General features: G+C 73.7%; 15 protein-coding genes and 1 tRNA gene. 11 read left to right on the top strand and 5 right to left on the bottom strand.

Features of this window, described 5'->3' with window-relative positions:
- The first annotated feature begins 17 nt into the window (after positions 1-17).
- The 4 genes from C6W10_RS27395 (at position 18) to C6W10_RS27380 (ending at position 2250) form a co-directional block, all read left to right on the top strand.
- Positions 18-455 carry a DUF3052 domain-containing protein gene (locus tag C6W10_RS27395; RefSeq protein ID WP_101367358.1) on the top strand — a complete coding sequence of 146 codons (438 nt, stop codon included), beginning with the start codon at positions 18-20 and terminating at the stop codon, positions 453-455.
- A 150-nt stretch (positions 456-605) separates the two neighbouring features.
- Positions 606-1070 (top strand): peroxiredoxin, encoded by a 465-nt coding sequence (locus C6W10_RS27390; RefSeq protein ID WP_107264333.1) that lies wholly within the window; start codon positions 606-608, stop codon positions 1068-1070.
- A gap of 123 nt (positions 1071-1193) precedes the next feature.
- Positions 1194-1268: transfer RNA gene (locus tag C6W10_RS27385), tRNA-Val, on the top strand.
- A 283-nt stretch (positions 1269-1551) separates the two neighbouring features.
- Positions 1552-2250, top strand: coding sequence for a DUF4142 domain-containing protein (locus C6W10_RS27380; RefSeq protein ID WP_107261750.1), 699 nt, complete (start codon positions 1552-1554; stop codon positions 2248-2250).
- 114 nt (positions 2251-2364) lie between these two features.
- Here the strand turns inward: C6W10_RS27380 and C6W10_RS27375 are convergent, their stop codons facing one another.
- Both C6W10_RS27375 and C6W10_RS27370 read right to left on the bottom strand, forming a co-directional pair.
- Complete coding sequence (locus C6W10_RS27375; RefSeq protein ID WP_107261748.1) at positions 2365-2574, bottom strand: hypothetical protein; 210 nt, start codon at positions 2572-2574, stop codon at positions 2365-2367.
- A 58-nt stretch (positions 2575-2632) separates the two neighbouring features.
- Positions 2633-2956 (bottom strand): zinc ribbon domain-containing protein, encoded by a 324-nt coding sequence (locus C6W10_RS27370; protein WP_159079604.1) that lies wholly within the window; start codon positions 2954-2956, stop codon positions 2633-2635.
- Between the two features lie 376 nt (positions 2957-3332).
- Here C6W10_RS27370 and C6W10_RS27365 point away from each other — a divergent pair, with 376 nt between their 5' ends.
- The gene (locus C6W10_RS27365; protein ID WP_107261744.1) at positions 3333-6569 is read left to right on the top strand and encodes a DEAD/DEAH box helicase; all 3237 of its coding nucleotides are present in this window, start codon (positions 3333-3335) and stop codon (positions 6567-6569) included.
- Positions 6566-7468 carry an SWIM zinc finger family protein gene (locus C6W10_RS27360; protein ID WP_107261742.1) on the top strand — a complete coding sequence of 301 codons (903 nt, stop codon included), beginning with the start codon at positions 6566-6568 and terminating at the stop codon, positions 7466-7468. Before C6W10_RS27365 ends, C6W10_RS27360 begins: the two co-directional genes overlap by 4 nt.
- A gap of 16 nt (positions 7469-7484) precedes the next feature.
- Here the strand turns inward: C6W10_RS27360 and C6W10_RS27355 are convergent, their stop codons facing one another.
- Positions 7485-7739 (bottom strand): DUF3040 domain-containing protein, encoded by a 255-nt coding sequence (locus C6W10_RS27355; protein WP_107261740.1) that lies wholly within the window; start codon positions 7737-7739, stop codon positions 7485-7487.
- A gap of 275 nt (positions 7740-8014) precedes the next feature.
- Positions 8015-8695, bottom strand: coding sequence for a bifunctional DNA primase/polymerase (locus tag C6W10_RS27350; RefSeq protein ID WP_107261738.1), 681 nt, complete (start codon positions 8693-8695; stop codon positions 8015-8017).
- A gap of 237 nt (positions 8696-8932) precedes the next feature.
- Here C6W10_RS27350 and C6W10_RS27345 point away from each other — a divergent pair, with 237 nt between their 5' ends.
- From C6W10_RS27345 to C6W10_RS27325, 5 genes are read left to right on the top strand one after another with little or no spacing between them, the layout of a single operon-like run.
- A complete protein-coding gene (locus C6W10_RS27345; RefSeq protein ID WP_107261736.1) occupies positions 8933-10165 on the top strand; it encodes a helix-turn-helix domain-containing protein in 1233 nt (410 codons plus the stop codon).
- A 22-nt stretch (positions 10166-10187) separates the two neighbouring features.
- The gene (locus C6W10_RS27340) at positions 10188-10757 is read left to right on the top strand and encodes a flavoprotein (protein WP_234359169.1); all 570 of its coding nucleotides are present in this window, start codon (positions 10188-10190) and stop codon (positions 10755-10757) included.
- A 51-nt stretch (positions 10758-10808) separates the two neighbouring features.
- The gene (locus C6W10_RS27335; RefSeq protein WP_234361450.1) at positions 10809-11702 is read left to right on the top strand and encodes a Nif3-like dinuclear metal center hexameric protein; all 894 of its coding nucleotides are present in this window, start codon (positions 10809-10811) and stop codon (positions 11700-11702) included.
- Positions 11699-12439: a zinc ribbon domain-containing protein gene (locus C6W10_RS27330; protein WP_107261732.1), complete on the top strand. Its 741-nt coding sequence runs from the start codon at positions 11699-11701 to the stop codon at positions 12437-12439. Before C6W10_RS27335 ends, C6W10_RS27330 begins: the two co-directional genes overlap by 4 nt.
- A gap of 33 nt (positions 12440-12472) precedes the next feature.
- Positions 12473-13651, top strand: coding sequence for a bifunctional RNase H/acid phosphatase (locus C6W10_RS27325; protein WP_107261730.1), 1179 nt, complete (start codon positions 12473-12475; stop codon positions 13649-13651).
- Positions 13652-13792: 141 nt separating this feature from the next.
- On the opposite strand, the gene C6W10_RS27320 is transcribed toward C6W10_RS27325, so the two are convergent.
- Entirely contained in the window at positions 13793-14671 is an 879-nt protein-coding gene (locus C6W10_RS27320; RefSeq protein WP_107261728.1) for an alpha/beta fold hydrolase, read from the bottom strand.
- Positions 14672-14677: the final 6 nt, after the last annotated feature.

Below are 14677 nucleotides of genomic sequence, written 5' to 3'. Positions count from 1 at the left end.
TGAGGAGGCACGTGACAGTGAGCGCGACCGCTGGTCAGGCCGCCGACGGCGTACGGAGTCTGGCGGACCGGTTCGGCATCGAGCCGGGGATGGTCGTCATGGAGATGGGGTACGACGACGACGTCGACCAGGATCTCCGGGACGCCCTGACCGATCGCTGCGGAGAGCTGGTAGACGAGGACACCGACGAGGTGGTGGACTCGGTCCTGCTCTGGTACCGGGACGGCGACGGTGACCTGTTCGAGATGCTCGTCGACGCCCTCGGCCCGCTGGCTGACAACGGTGTGGTGTGGCTGCTGACTCCCAAGGCGGGGCGGGACGGCCACGTCGAGCCGAGCGAGATCAGCGAGACGGCGGTCACCGCCGGCCTCCAGCAGACGTCGACCGTGAACGCCGGCAAGGACTGGAGCGGAGCACGACTGGTCCTGCGCCGTGGTGCCAAGGCGAAGAAGTAGCCCGGAGGAGCGGCACGGGCGCCGTCTGATCCAGGACGGTGCTCGTGGCGAGACCCACCCCGGACGGTGCTCCCGGTGGGCACCGTACCGGACGTACCGGCCGACCCGACGTGGTCAGCCGGTCGGTGCCCCACGACCAGGGAGGACCGCATGCCGATCGACGTCGGTGCCCAGGCGCCGGACTTCGTGCTGAAGGACCAGAACAACCAGCAGGTGAGCCTGGCCGAGCTGCGGGGCCGACGGGTGGTGCTGCTCGTCTTCTATCCGCTGGCCTTCACCGGCACCTGTCAGGGTGAGCTGGCCGAGCTGCGGGACAACCTCCACGAATACCAGAACGACGACGTCCAGGTGCTGACGGTCAGCGTCGACTCGGTCTACGCGCACAAGGTCTGGGCCGATCGGGAGGGCTACCAGTTCCCGATGTTGGCCGACTTCTGGCCGCACGGCGCGGTGGCCCGGGCGTACGGCGTCTTCAACGACGTCGCCGGCTTCGCCGACCGGGGCACCTTCGTGATCGACAAGGCCGGTACGGTGCGCTTCGCCGAGTGCAACGGCCCCGGCGAACCGCGCGACCAGGCCGGCTGGCGCAAGGCCCTGGCCGCCGCACTGACCTGAGCCCGGCACGGCAGCCCGACCGTCGTCGCCGCCTCCGGATCCGGCGGACCGGCGAACTGGGTGGACCGGGTACCAGGGCGGCAGGGTAAGCTTGCCGCCGCCGGTAGGCCGCAGAGGCGCTCCGGGCGCGTAGCTCAGTGGGAGAGCACTCGCCTTACAAGCGAGGGGTCGCAGGTTCGAAACCTGCCGCGCCCACCAGATTCCCGTTCACCTCACCCGAGGTGCCACCCGTCGATGCCGGCCGTCGATCGGTCGCCGACAGTGATCTTCCCGCCACCCGCCGCCCAGCTCGTCGAGCCGTCGCTACCCGCCGGTATAGGTTTCCTTTAAATCGGGCCTAAGCTTCGCTCTGCTCCGGCGTCCGAGATTGACTCATAAGCGTGCGTCGCAATAGCGTCCTGGCCGACAACTCCATTGCCACTCTGGCGCCGCTTTCTGGGAGGTTGAGTACGTGGCCACGGCCCGATCTGCGGTAAAGGCAATGCGCCCGACGGCTGTTCTGCTGGCTGGTCTGGTGGTCGGACTGCTCGTGCTGCCGGGGGCGGCGATCGCCGCGCCGGCCGGGCCGACCCAGCTCGGCGCCGCCGACATGGCACTGCTCAGCGGGGTACGGCTGGCCGGGCTCTGGGAGATGCCGGCCGGCCAGATGGCGGCCGAGAAGGGTGACAGCGCCCGGGTCCGGGAGATCGGCGCCGAGATCGCCAAGCAGCACGTCGAACTGGACCAGCTCACCGTCGAGGCGGCGAACAAGCTCGGCGTCCAGTTGCCCAGCGAGCCGACGGCCCAGCAGAAGGGCTGGATCACCGAGATGACGAACGCGTCCGGTGCCCGGTTCGACCGGATCTTCGTGGACCGGCTGCGGGCGGCGCACGGCGCGATCTTCCCGGTGATCGGCGCGGTCCGGGCCGGTACCCGGAACGAGACCGTACGCACGCTCGCCGAGCAGGCCAACGGCTTCGTGCAGACCCACATGACCCTGTTGGAGAGCACCGGCCTGGTGCGCTACGCCGAACTTCCCCCGGTGGTGGTGCCCGCGCCGCAGGACCAGTCGCTGGCCGCGAACGCCAAGGCGAACGCGGAGTTCGGCACCGGCCTGAACACCACGGTCATCTGGGCGGTACTCCTCGGCGCGCTGGCCCTGGGCGGCGTGGCCACGGTCCGGGTGTTCCGGGGCAAGTGACCGGCCCGCGTTCCGGGGCGGGTGACCACTCCTGCTCCGGAGCGGGTGACCGGCTCGTATTTCGGGGCGGGTGACCGGCCCACCGCGCCGGGTGGATTCCGGACCGGCCTCCGCTCAGGAGGGGGCCGGTCCGCGCCACCGGTAGAGCCAGGGCGGCCCCTCCCCGGGGGCCGCCTCCAGTTCGTAGATCTCGGCCCCGGCGAGTCCACCGTCGACCACGTGGTGGTGGGTGAGCGGCGGGCGGCCGTGCACGTCGAGTTCGACGGCCACGGTGCCGCCGTCGCCCGCGCCACCGACCAGCGGGATCTCGGTGCTGCCCTCCATGTGGCCATCCTGCCGCCGGTGCCCTGTCCGGCGCAGCGGATCGGGCGTCACCGCCGGCTCAGCGCCACTGGTAGTGCAGGTCGGCGACCCGCACCCCGATGCTGACCCGGGCCAGTACGGCCGCGAGCAGCGCCTGCCGCTGGTCCTGCGGCACGTCCCGGGTCGCCTCCGCGTACGTCGCCGCGACGTGCGCCCAGACCGCCTGCTCGGTCTGCTCCGCCGGTATCCAGGGGCGGGGGCACTGCCGCCGGGGGCACCCGTAGTAGCGGCGCCCGCTCGACGAGAAGGACGGGATCACCAGCTCGTCGCAGGGTCCGCAGGAGAGCAGCCCGCGGAGCAGATAGCGCCCTGGCGTGGCGCGCTTCACGATCGGGAAGTCCATGGTCACCGCCTCGCCTCGTGATGCCGACACATCCATGCCTGTCGTCATCTTCTCCGTTAGTACGGCTGCCGGGGCGGAACTGTTCGATTCGTGACTGGAGTAAGGCCGAAAATCACCAACAATCCTGCGTCCGGCCGGTCCCGGATATTCGCCCTGCCGGGGTGGATCACGCCATAGCCTGCGGAAATGACGCCAGAGGAACTGCTCGCCGTGCGGACGGCCGAACGGGAACTCCTGGAGCGGTGCGCGGCGGCCGTCGTCCCACTCGACGCCGCCGACCGGTAGCCGGACCTCGGTGCGCGCCCGGCGACGGTGCCGGACGGGGTGCTACAAAGGGATCCGCCCGCTGACCCGATGGCCGAGAAGGGACCTGTGCGTGCTGGTCGTCCACGCCGTGTGGCTGGCCGGTGGTCGGCTCGCGGTGTGGGGGGAGGACTCCACGCTGCCCGCCCGGCCGCCGCGCCGCCCCGGCCGCCCGCCCCGGCACCGGCCGCACCCGTTCGCGGTCGGCTACTCCGGGCTGACCGGTGCGCTCGGCGAACTCGCCGCGAAGGCGACCACCGGGGCCGTCCTGCTCGCCCTGCCGACCCGGGCCGGTGCACCCGTCGACTCCGCGGAGCTGGTCCGGGCCGAGCCGGCCGCGCCGGGCCGGGGCCGGGTCGGCCTCGCGTCGTGGCGGGTGCCGGTGCTGGAGTACGACGCCGACCACGCCCTGCCGGTGCTGCTCGCCTTCGGCGACGATTCGGGCCCGCCGGCCCGGGGCGCCTCGCTGCGCCACCTCGCCCTGCTGGCCGAGTTCGCGGTGGAACTCGTCCGGCGCGGTAGGACCCTGCCCGGCCTCCACACGCCGGCCACCCCCGGCTCGGCCCGGGCGGTCTGGCGCCCGCTGCTCACCGGGGCGGACGCCGGCTGGGCCCGGGCGTTGACCATGGCGTTGCCGCCGGCGGCCCGCGCCGCGCTCGACCCGCCCGCGCCCGGGGCCGCCGCGCCGGACGGCGACGGGTCGGGGAGCATCCGACCCGACGACGGCAGCGAGCCGGCGGCGGTCCCGCCGGGCGACGCTCCCGGAGCGAGCGGCTCGGCGGCGGCCACCGTCGTGGACGCCCTGGACGCGCTCACCGACGCCGCCGCCCGGACGGCCCTGGAGGGGGTACGGCTGATCGGAGCCGGTCGGGCCGGTGCCGCCGATGCCGGCGTACGGGCCTGGCTCCGGGCGCTGACCGGGCGGCAGCGGGACTTCGGCGCGACACCGGAGGCGCTGGCCGGACTCGATCGTGAACTGCGCGCCTGGCAGCGGGATGCCGCCGGCAGCCCGGTACGGGCCTGCTTCCGGCTCGTCGAACCACGGCTGCCGGTCGAGATCGACGTGGCGTCGACCGGGCCGGCCGAGCTGGCCGTGGCGGACGGGTCGGCCGGTTCGGACGGGTCGGACGAGGCGGGGCGGCGCTGGCGGGTGGAGTTCGCGCTCCAGGCCGCCGACGAGCCGAGCCTGGTGGTCGGTGCCGAGCGGATCTGGGCGGCCCGGGGCGACCTGCCGGCGCTGGCCCGGCACCTGGCCGACCCGCAGGAGACCCTGCTGACCGAGCTGGGCCGGGCCAGCCGGCTCTGGCCGGAGTTGGACGACGCGCTGCGTACGGCCGCGCCGGAGGCGTTGGAGCTGGACACCGAGGGAGCGCACCGGTTCCTCCGGGACGGCGCGCCGGTGCTGCACGCCGCCGGGTTCGGGGTGCTGCTCCCCTCCTGGTGGCAGCGGCCGGGTGCCCGGCTCGGGGCCCGGTTGCAGGCGAAGAGCCGTACCGCGCCGGGGACGGTCGCCTCGCGCAGCGCGCTCGGCATGGAGGCGCTGGTCGACTACCGGTGGGAGCTGGCCCTCGGCGACCAGCCGCTGGACGCCGCCGAGCTGCGGGCGCTGGCCAAACTGAAGACGCCGCTGGTCCGGCTGCGCGGCCAGTGGGTCGAGCTGGACGCGAAGCGGCTCGCCGCCGGGCTCAAACTGCTCCGCTCCGGTGGCGAGCTGACCGTCGGGGACCTGCTCCGGCTGGGACTGGCCGCCCAGGACGACCCGGCGGCGCTGCCGGTGCTGGAGGTCAGCGCCGACGGCCCGCTCGGCGACCTGCTCGCCGGGCAGGTCGAGCGGCACCTGACGCCCCGGGACGCGCCGGAGTCCTTCCGGGGGACGCTGCGGCCGTACCAGCAGCGCGGGCTGGCCTGGCTGGCCTTCCTCCAGTCGCTCGGGCTCGGCGGCATCCTCGCCGACGACATGGGGCTGGGCAAGACGATCATGATGCTCGCGCTGCTCGCCGGTGACCCGCCGGAGGCCGGCCCGACCCTGCTGGTCTGCCCGATGTCGCTGGTCGGCAACTGGCAGCGCGAGGCGGCCCGGTTCGCCCCGGAGCTGCGGGTGCACGTACACCATGGCGCGGAACGGCCGCGCGGGGCGGAGTTCGGCGCGGCGGTCCGGGACGCGGACCTGGTGCTCACCACCTACTCGCTGGCGGCCCGGGACGCCGCCGCGCTGGCCGAGGTCGACTGGCACCGGATCGTGGTGGACGAGGCGCAGTCGATCAAGAATGCCGCGACCCGGCAGGCCGCCGCCGTCCGGTCGCTGCCCGCCCGGCACCGGGTGGCGGTCACCGGTACCCCGGTGGAGAACCGCCTCGCCGACCTCTGGTCGATCATGGAGTTCGCCAACCCCGGCCTGCTCGGCGCCGCCCCGGCCTTCAAGAAGCGGTACGCCGAACCGATCGAGCGGCACGGCGACGACGAGGCGGCGGCCCGGCTGCGCCGGATCACCGGCCCGTTCGTGCTGCGGCGGGTGAAGACCGACCGGTCGATCATCACCGACCTGCCGGAGAAGCTGGAGATGGAGGTGCTCTGCAACCTCACCCGGGAGCAGGCGTCGCTCTACCAGGCGGTGGTCGACGACATGATGGCCAAGATCGAGTCCAGTGACGGCATCGAGCGACGCGGACTGGTGCTGGCCACCATGACCCGGCTCAAGCAGGTCTGCAACCACCCCGCCCAGGTGCTCCGGGACAGCTCGGCGCTGCCCGGTCGCTCCGGCAAGCTGGCCCGGCTGGAGGAGATCCTCGACGAGGTCCTCGCGGCCGGCGAGAAGGCACTCATCTTCACTCAGTACGCCGAGTTCGGCGGCATGCTCCGGGCCCACCTCGCCGCCCGGTTCGGCCGCGAGGTGCTCTACCTGCACGGCGGCGTCGGCAAGGCGGACCGGGACGCGATGGTGGCCCGGTTCCAGTCCTCCGCCGGGGACGGGTCGACCGGCCCCGCCCTCTTCGTCCTCTCCCTGAAGGCCGGCGGCACCGGGCTGACCCTGACCGCCGCCAACCACGTCATCCACGTCGACCGGTGGTGGAACCCGGCGGTCGAGGACCAGGCCACCGACCGGGCGTTCCGGATCGGCCAACGCCGCCCGGTGCAGGTACGCAAGTTCGTCTGCGCCGGCACCGTGGAGGAGAAGGTGGCGGCGATGATCAACGAGAAGCGGGGGCTGGCCGCCCGGATCGTCGGCACCGGCGAGCAGTGGCTCACCGAACTCTCCACCTCGGAACTGCGTCAGCTCTTCGCGCTGGAGAGCGGGGCGGTGGTGGAATGACCGACTTCCGCGAGTACGGCCGGCCGCGCAAGGTCGACGGTGGACTGCGGGCGCGTACCCCCCGGGGGGCGATCGGGCGCTCGTGGTGGTCCCGCCGCTTCCTCGACGTACTCGAGTCCTTCGCGCTGGGCACCCGGCTCACCCGGGGCCGCTCGTACGCCCGCGCCGGGCAGGTGCTCTCGCTCGACGTGGCACCGGGCGAGGTGACCGCCGTGGTCCAGGGCTCCCGGCCGACGCCGTACCGGGTGTCGATCCGGTTCCGGCCGCTGGCCGAACGGGTCTGGACCCGGCTGGAGACGCTGCTCGCCGCGCAGGCGCTGTTCAGCGCGCGACTGCTGGCCGGCGACGTACCCCCGGAGCTGGAGACGGTCTTCGCCGAGGCGGGCGCGCCGCTCTTCCCGGCCGGCGTCGACGAGCTGACCCAGCGCTGCGACTGCCCGGACTTCGCCGTGCCGTGCAAGCACCTGGCTGCCACCTTCTATCTGCTCGCCGAGGCGTTCGACGCGGACCCGTTCCAACTGCTGCACTGGCGGGGGCGGGACCGGTCCCGGCTACTGGCCCGGCTGCGCACACTGCGCGGTGCCGACGCCGACTCCGACGCCGATTCCGGTGCCGACTCCGCTGGCGGGGAGGCCGAGCGGGACACCGCCCCGGTCGACCCGCCGCCGGTCGGCGCCGGGCTGGCCCTCGCCGACCTGCCCGCCGAGCCGTTGGCCGGGATGCTGGACCGGTTCTGGGTCGCCCCGGTGCCGCTGCCGGCCCGCGCGCCCACCCTGGCGACCGAACCGGAGCTGGTACTGCGCCAGCTCGGACCGCCGGGGGCGGCGATCGGTGGGCCGGGCCTGGCCGAGCGGCTCCGCCGCGCCTACACCCGGTTCGGCGACGGCGCCCCGGACTGAGCGACCCGTCGCCGGGTCACCGGTTCCGCCGCGCCTGCCACATCAACAGGGTGGCCGCCACCAGTACCGCCGGGGCGATCGCGACGGCCAGCCAGCCGCCGAGTACGACCAGGGCCGGCACGGTGGCCCAGAGTACGAAGGTCAACACGAGTATCAGCCGAGCGCGGCGCATTTTGCTCCGGTCGCCCAGCCGGGCGACGAACTCGGGATCGGTTATCCGGAGATGGTGCGTGATCTCGTCAAACCGGCGCTGATCCTCTTTGCTGAGCATGGCGTGGGCCCTTTCCTCAGGCGTCAACCAGTCCGGCGCCGGATTACCCGGTCCGGGGCGGCTCTCACGCTGCTCGTACCCCTGCTGCCGGCCCTGACCGCCGGCCGCGCGGGGCTCGCGCTGGGCGGTCCGGACCGAACCGCCCAGCGGGGCGGGACCGGCCCGGAGCCGGCAGAAGAGACCCGCCGGGCAGATCGGGCCGGCGGGGACGCCGGCACCGCGGAGCGCGGCGATTGCTGTACGGCCCGGCGGGGGCGGGACCGGACGGCCCGGACTCAGTAGCCCCGGCGCGGGGCGGGCAGGTGTGCCGGGAAGAGCGGCTCGGGCAGGGCCGGCGCGACCGCCTCCAGCGCCTCGACGAGCAGCTCCTGCACGCCGTACGGGTCGGCCAGGCGCCAGCGGGTCTCCTCCGGCGACACCAGCCAGCGCACCGTCCCCTCCGGCAGCCGCGTCGGCGGAGCCGGGATCCACGACCCGGAGCCGTGCCGGACCACGTAGAGGCTCTGCTCCAGTTCGGGCCGGAGCGGCTCGCCGGGGCGTACCAGGAACATCCACCGGCCGTCCGGGGTGACCGCGACCGGCCCGCGGACCTGGCCGGAGACGGCGCCGAAGAGCTGGGGCCGGGCCTGCTCCAGCGCGAACCGGCCCAGGTAGGCGGGGACCTCCAGCACGTCGAAGGCCCCGCCGGTGGCGAGCAGGATCGAGTGCGGGCGCAGCCGCCACCAGGTGGCGACCCGGGCCGGGTCGGCGGTGGCGCTCTGCTCCCACTGCTCCAGCGCCGGATGACAGCCGGTGGTCGGGCAGCCGGCCCGGCCGCAGACGAACCGGTGCCGGGCCAGGCAGGCGCCGGGGGTGACCTGCCAACCGTGCGCGGCGTAGCGGACCGCGATGCGACGCAGCCGGACCCGGTCGAGTTGGACGAAACGGACCGAACGTGGACGGACTTTCTCCCACATTTTCGTGAACCCCCTACATTTATCGATCTCGGCCAGTAATGCAGGTCGAAGCCCGTCACTGGCGTCTGACGCGGTCGTTTGTCCGGGCAGACAGCCGCAAGTTGCATCGAAAGCTACGAGCGGCCGTCTCCGGAGTGACGTACATGCTGTGCGACCAGCACAGACGTGAGTCGCACCCCGTTTCGCACCGGCGCGGGCCCCCTGACCGGACCGCCGACGCAGAAAGGAGGGCCGGACGTGGACGAACTGCCGATCGGGCGGCGCGTCGCCTACTGGCGCGGTCGCCGCAAGATGTCGCAACAGGTCTTCGCCGATCGGCTCGGGAAGTCGAAGAGCTGGGTGGACAAGGTCGAGCGGGGCGTACGCCGACTGGACAAGTTCTCGGTGCTGTACGAGATCGCCGACGTACTCCAGCTCGACGCCCAACTTCTGCTCGGCAAGGCACCGGAACGGCGGGCCGACGGGCTCACCTGCATCGACGAGGTGGAGGTCGAGGAGATCCGCTCCGCGCTGGAGCGGTACGACTCGATGAGATCCTTCTTCAGCACCGCCCCGCAGCCGCCCTCGCTGGCCGAGATGACCAAGTCGGTCAACCACGCCTGGCTGACGTACCAGTACGCCCGGTACGGCGTGCTGACCCGGGCGCTGCCGAAGCTGCTCCGGGACGCCCAGGCGCTGGACAGCGTGGCCGGTGGCGACGACGCCGGCAAGGCCGCCCACCTGCTCGGGCAGGTCTACCAGATCGCCTCGTCGGCGCTGCGCAAACTCGGCGAGTACGAGTTGGCCTGGCTCGCCGCCGACCGCTCGATGGCGGTCTCCCAGCGCGCCGACGACCCGCTGCTGGCCGGGGTGGCCACCTACCGGGTCGGCAACGCCCTGCTGGCGCTCGGCCGGGCCCGGCCGGCACTGGAGGTGAACGTGAGCGTCGCCAACCGCCTCGCGCCGGGCGGCGGCAACGACGCCGGGCCGGACCGGCTCTCCGTCTACGGGATGCTGCTGTTGCAGGGGGCGATGGCGGCGGCCCGGATGGGCGACAACAACACGGTCAAGGACCTGGTCAACGAGGCCGAGGGGGCGGCCGACCGGCTCGGCGGCGACCAGAACCGCTACTGGACCAGCTTCGGCCCGACCAACCTGGAGCTGCACCGGGCGGCGGCGGCGGTCGAACTCGGCGAGGGCGGTAACGCGGTGCAGACCCACGAGCGGAGCATCATGCGGCGGGAGGGGTTCAACGCGCTGCTGCCGGAGCGGCGCGCGCACCACATGCTCGACCTGGCCCGCGGCTTCGCCCAGATCGGCGACCTGGACCGGGCGGGCGAGGCGCTGGTCGACGGCGACCGGCTGGCCCCGTCCGAGATCCGGTGCCGGCCGATCGCGCACGAGGTGATGTCAAACGTGCTGCGTCGCACACGGGGTGCGCCGCCCGCGCCGATTGCGGAGTTGGCTGAGCAGATGGGAGTAGCGATATGACCCCGGCGCGGGGGATCGTCCGGTGACGGGGTCGACCGGGTCGCGGGTGCTCTACGTGCTCGCCTGCGGTTCGCCGCTGACCCGGCACGTCGGTCGGCTGGTGACCTGTGCGCAGCGGGACGGCTGGGACGTCTGCGTGGTGCTGACCCCGGACGGGACGAAGTTCGCCGACGAACCGGCGCTGCGCCGGCAGACCGGGCATCCGGTGCGGTCGACGTACAAGAACCCCGGTGATCCGGACGTACTGCCCGACGCGGACGCGATGATCGTCTCTCCGGCGACGGTGAACACGATCAACAAGTGGGCCGCCGGGATAGCCGACACGCTCGCCCTCGGCCTGCTGGTCGAGGGACTCGGCAAGGGGCTGCCGATCGTGGCGATGCCGTTCACCAACGCCGCGATGGCGGCCCACCCGGCCTTCCTGACCAGCCTCGCCCGGCTGCGCGACTGGGACGTCACCGTGCTCTTCGGCGACCACGTCGTGCCACTGCATCCGCCGGGCACCGGGGAGCGCTATCTGGAGCGGTTTCCCTGGGAGATGGCGGTCACCGCGCTGCGGTCCAGGCTCTCGGTGAGCGGTCAGCTCGGCTGAACCGGGCGGACGGCGCAGCGGGCCGGCCCGGCGCCGGTAAGCTGGGCCGCCGTGGGTGCATCCGGAGCTCGGACGGTCAGCGTGGCCGACGTCGTGGCAGCGCTGGACCAGCGGTATCCGCCGGCCTGGGCCGAAGGGTGGGACCGGGTGGGACTGGTGGTCGGTGAGCCGTCCGCACCGGTACGCCGGGTCTGCTGCGTCGTGGACGTGGTGCCCGAGACCGTCGCCGAAGCGCTCGGGTACGGCGCCGACCTGATCGTCGCGCACCATCCGTTGCTGCTGCGCGGTGTCTCGTCGGTGGCCGCGACGACGTACAAGGGCCGGATCGTGCACCAGCTGATCAAAAACGACATGGCCCTGTACGTGGCGCACACCAACGCCGACGTCGCCGCCCCCGGGGTCTCCGACGCGCTCGCCGCCCGGCTGGGCCTGACCGAGCTGCGCCCGCTGCGCCCGGCCGACCCCGCCGGTCCGGCCGCCGGGGCGGGGCGGGGCTTCGGGCGGATCGGCCGGCTGCCGGAGCCGACGACGCTGGCCGAGTTCACCGGGTACGCCGCCCGGGCGCTCCCGCCGACCGCCTGGGGCGTACGCGCCGCCGGCGACCCCGGGCGGACGATCTCGACCGTCGCGGTCAGCGGCGGGGCCGGCGACTCCTTCCTCGGCGACGCCCTCCGGGCCGGTGTCGACGCCTTCCTCACCGCCGACCTGCGGCACCACCCGGTCAGCGAATATCTCGCCGAGGAGGGGCCGGCGCTGCTCGACGCCGCGCACTGGGCGACCGAGCGGCCCTGGCTCGACGACCTCGCCGCCCACCTGCGCGAGCGGCTGGGCGTCGAGACCCTGGTGTCCGATCTGGACACCGACCCGTGGACGGTGCAGGCGGCGTCTCCGGTACCACCCGTGCTAACCCCCGCATCCTCCCCGGACAAGGAGTCCCAGCGATGAAGGCCGATCCGAAAGACCAGCGTCGCCTGCTCGACCTACAGGCGATCGACACCGGGCTCGCCCAGCTCGCGCACCGGCGTCGTACGCTGCCGGAGCACGCCGAGCTGGAGGCGCTGGCCCGGGAACTCTCCGCACTGGAGGACGAGCGGGTCCGGGCCCAGGTGGCGGTGGACGACCTGGACCGGGACATCGCCCGGCTGGAGCGCGACGTCGAGCAGGTGCGGATCCGCAAGGACCGGGACCAGGCCCGGCTGACCGTCGGCTCGGGGCCGGCCCGCGAGCTGGAGGCGTTGCAGCACGAGCTGGCCTCGCTCAACCGGCGGCAGACCGAGCTGGAGGACGCCGAGCTGGAGCTGATGGAGCAGCGGGAGACCGCGCAGGGCGTACTCGACGGGATCGAGCAGCGGTTGGCGGCGGCCCGGCAGCGGCGCGCGGAGACCGAACAGCGGCGGGACCAGGCCCTTGCCGAGATCGGCAAGGAGCAGGAGTTCAAGGCCGGCTCGCGGCAGCCGCTCGCGGCCGACCTCCCGGCCGACCTGCTGACGCTCTACGACAAGATCCGCGAGTCGTCGGGCGGGCTCGGTGCGGCCCTGGTCGCCGGTGGGCGCTGCGGCGGCTGCCGGCTGGAGCTGTACGGTGCGGACCGGGCCCGGATCAAGGCCGCCGCCCCGGACGAGGTGGTGCGCTGCGAGGAGTGCCGCCGCATCATGGTGCGTACCGCCGAGTCCGGACTGTGACCGGCGTCGGTGGCGGGATCGGGGGGTGGGCCCGTGCCGGGTCGTAAGGTCGTGGTGGAGGCGGACGGCGGAGCGCGGGGCAATCCCGGCCCGGCCGGTTACGGGGCGGTGGTCCGGGACGCCGGCAGCGGCGAGGTGCTGGCCGAGCGTTCCGAGTCGATCGGCGTCGCCACCAACAACGTCGCGGAATACCGTGGTCTGATCGCCGGGCTGGAGGCCGCCCGCGAGGTGGGCGCGTCCGGCGTCGAGGTGCGGATGGACTCCAAGCTGGTGGTCGAGCAGATGGCGGGCCGCTGGCAGATCAAGCACCCGGGGCTGCGTCCGCTCGCCGCGCAGGCGGCCGGGCTGGTCCGGAAGTTCGACTCGGTGACGTACACCTGGATTCCCCGGGAGCGCAACCGGCACGCGGACGCGCTGGCGAACGCGGCGATGGACCTGGCGGCCGGCAAGGTGCCGGAGGTCGCCCGGGACAGCGCGGCCGAGCCGGAGGCCGCGGCGCCGGCCGGCGCGACCGGGCGGGCGGAGGCGCACGAGGTCGCCGCGCAGGGGTCGACCGCGAAGAGTTCCTGGGAGCCGCGTCCGGCGGAGACCGCCACCCGGCTGCTGCTGCTCCGGCACGGCGAGACGGAGTACACCGCGAAAGGCCGCTACTCCGGCCGGGGTGACGTGCCGCTCTCCGACCGGGGCCTGGCCCAGGCCGGTGCGACGGCCCGGCGGGTGGCCGGGCTGGTCGACCAGGTCGCGGCCGTGGTCAGCTCGCCGCTCTCCCGGTGTACGGCGATGGCCGGCATCGTCGCCGGTGGCCTCGGCGGGGTACCGGTGGTGGTCGAGCCCGATCTGATCGAGTGCGACTTCGGCGACTGGGAGGGGCGCACCTTCGCCGAGGTACGGGAGCGCTGGCCGGCCGAACTGGACGCCTGGCTGGCCTCGCCGGCCGTCGCCCCGCCCGGTGGGGAGTCCTTCGTCGAGGTCGGCGCCAGGGTCAGCCGGGCGATGGCCAAGCTGCTGGCCGACTATCCGGGGGAGACCGTGGTGGTGGTCTCGCACGTCTCTCCGGTGAAGATCGCGCTCCGCGACGCGCTGGCCGCGACCGACGCCTTCCTGCACCGGCTCTATCTCGACCCGGCCGGTCTGTCTCTGCTGGACATCTGGCCGGACGGCGGGATGGCGGTGCGGACCGTCAACGACACTGCCCACCTGACCGGCATCTGACCCGATCCGGCCGCCCAGCCGACCAACCAGCCGGCCGGGTCAGCCGGCCGGGTCAGTCCGGGGCGGCGAGCTTCCCGGCTTCCTCGCCGAGGTCTCGGGGTTCCTCGTCAGGTCCTGGGGTTGCGCGGCCAGGTTCCGGGGTCACTCGCCGAGGTTACGGGGTTCCTCGGTGAGGAAGGTGAGCACGGTCTTGACGAACCGGGGCGGGTCGTCGAGCCAGGGAAAGTGGCTGGCGCCGTCCAGGACCACGGTCTCGGCGTTCGGGAAGAGCGCGGCGAGCGCCCGGGCCGCCGCCGGGGTGGGTGCCGGGTCCAGTTCACCGGCGACGACCAGTACCGGGGCGTCGAGGTGGGCCAGTGCGGCACGCACCTCGGCGGTCTCCGGGGCGAAGCCGTCGTAGAAGCCGACGGAGGGCTCGTCGGGTCGCTCCTCCTGTTCGGCCTCGGCGTGTGCCCGGGCCCGCTCGTCCCACCGCCCGTACGCGAACGGCGCGGCGGCGCTGCGCAGCGGGTTCACCTCCTCCGGGCCGGCGCCCCGGCCGGCCGCCTCCTGCCAGGCGTCCAGCCCCGCCTTCGCCTCCGGATACCACCACTCGGTGGCGCGGGCGGCGACCGCCTCCGCGAAACCGATCGTCTCCACCCCGACCGAGCGCAGGCCCGGGGTGACGAGCAGCAGCCGGGAGATCCGGTGTGGATGCCGGGCCGCGTAGAGTTCCGCGAGGTTGCCGGCGGCCGAGTGGGCGAGCAGGTCCATCCGGTCCAGTCCGAGGTGGACCCGGAACGCCTCGACGTCGTCGACCAGCCGTTCGCACCGGTAGCTCGCCGGATCCTCGGGGACGGCCGACTCGCCGCTGCCCCGCAGGTCGAGCCGGAGCAGTGTGCGTTCCCGACCCAGTCCACCGAGGTCGCCGAGATAGCTCGACGCGCGGGCCGGCCCGCCCGGCAGGCAGACGATCGGTGGCCCGGACCCCAGCACGTGGTACGCGAGCGCGGTGCTGTCGTACGAGGAGAATCGCGGCACCCGGCC

Origin of the sequence: Plantactinospora sp. BB1, assembly GCF_003030385.1 — a bacterium.
Lineage (GTDB): Bacteria > Actinomycetota > Actinomycetes > Mycobacteriales > Micromonosporaceae > Plantactinospora.
This window is presented reverse-complemented; position numbering and strand designations above follow the sequence as displayed.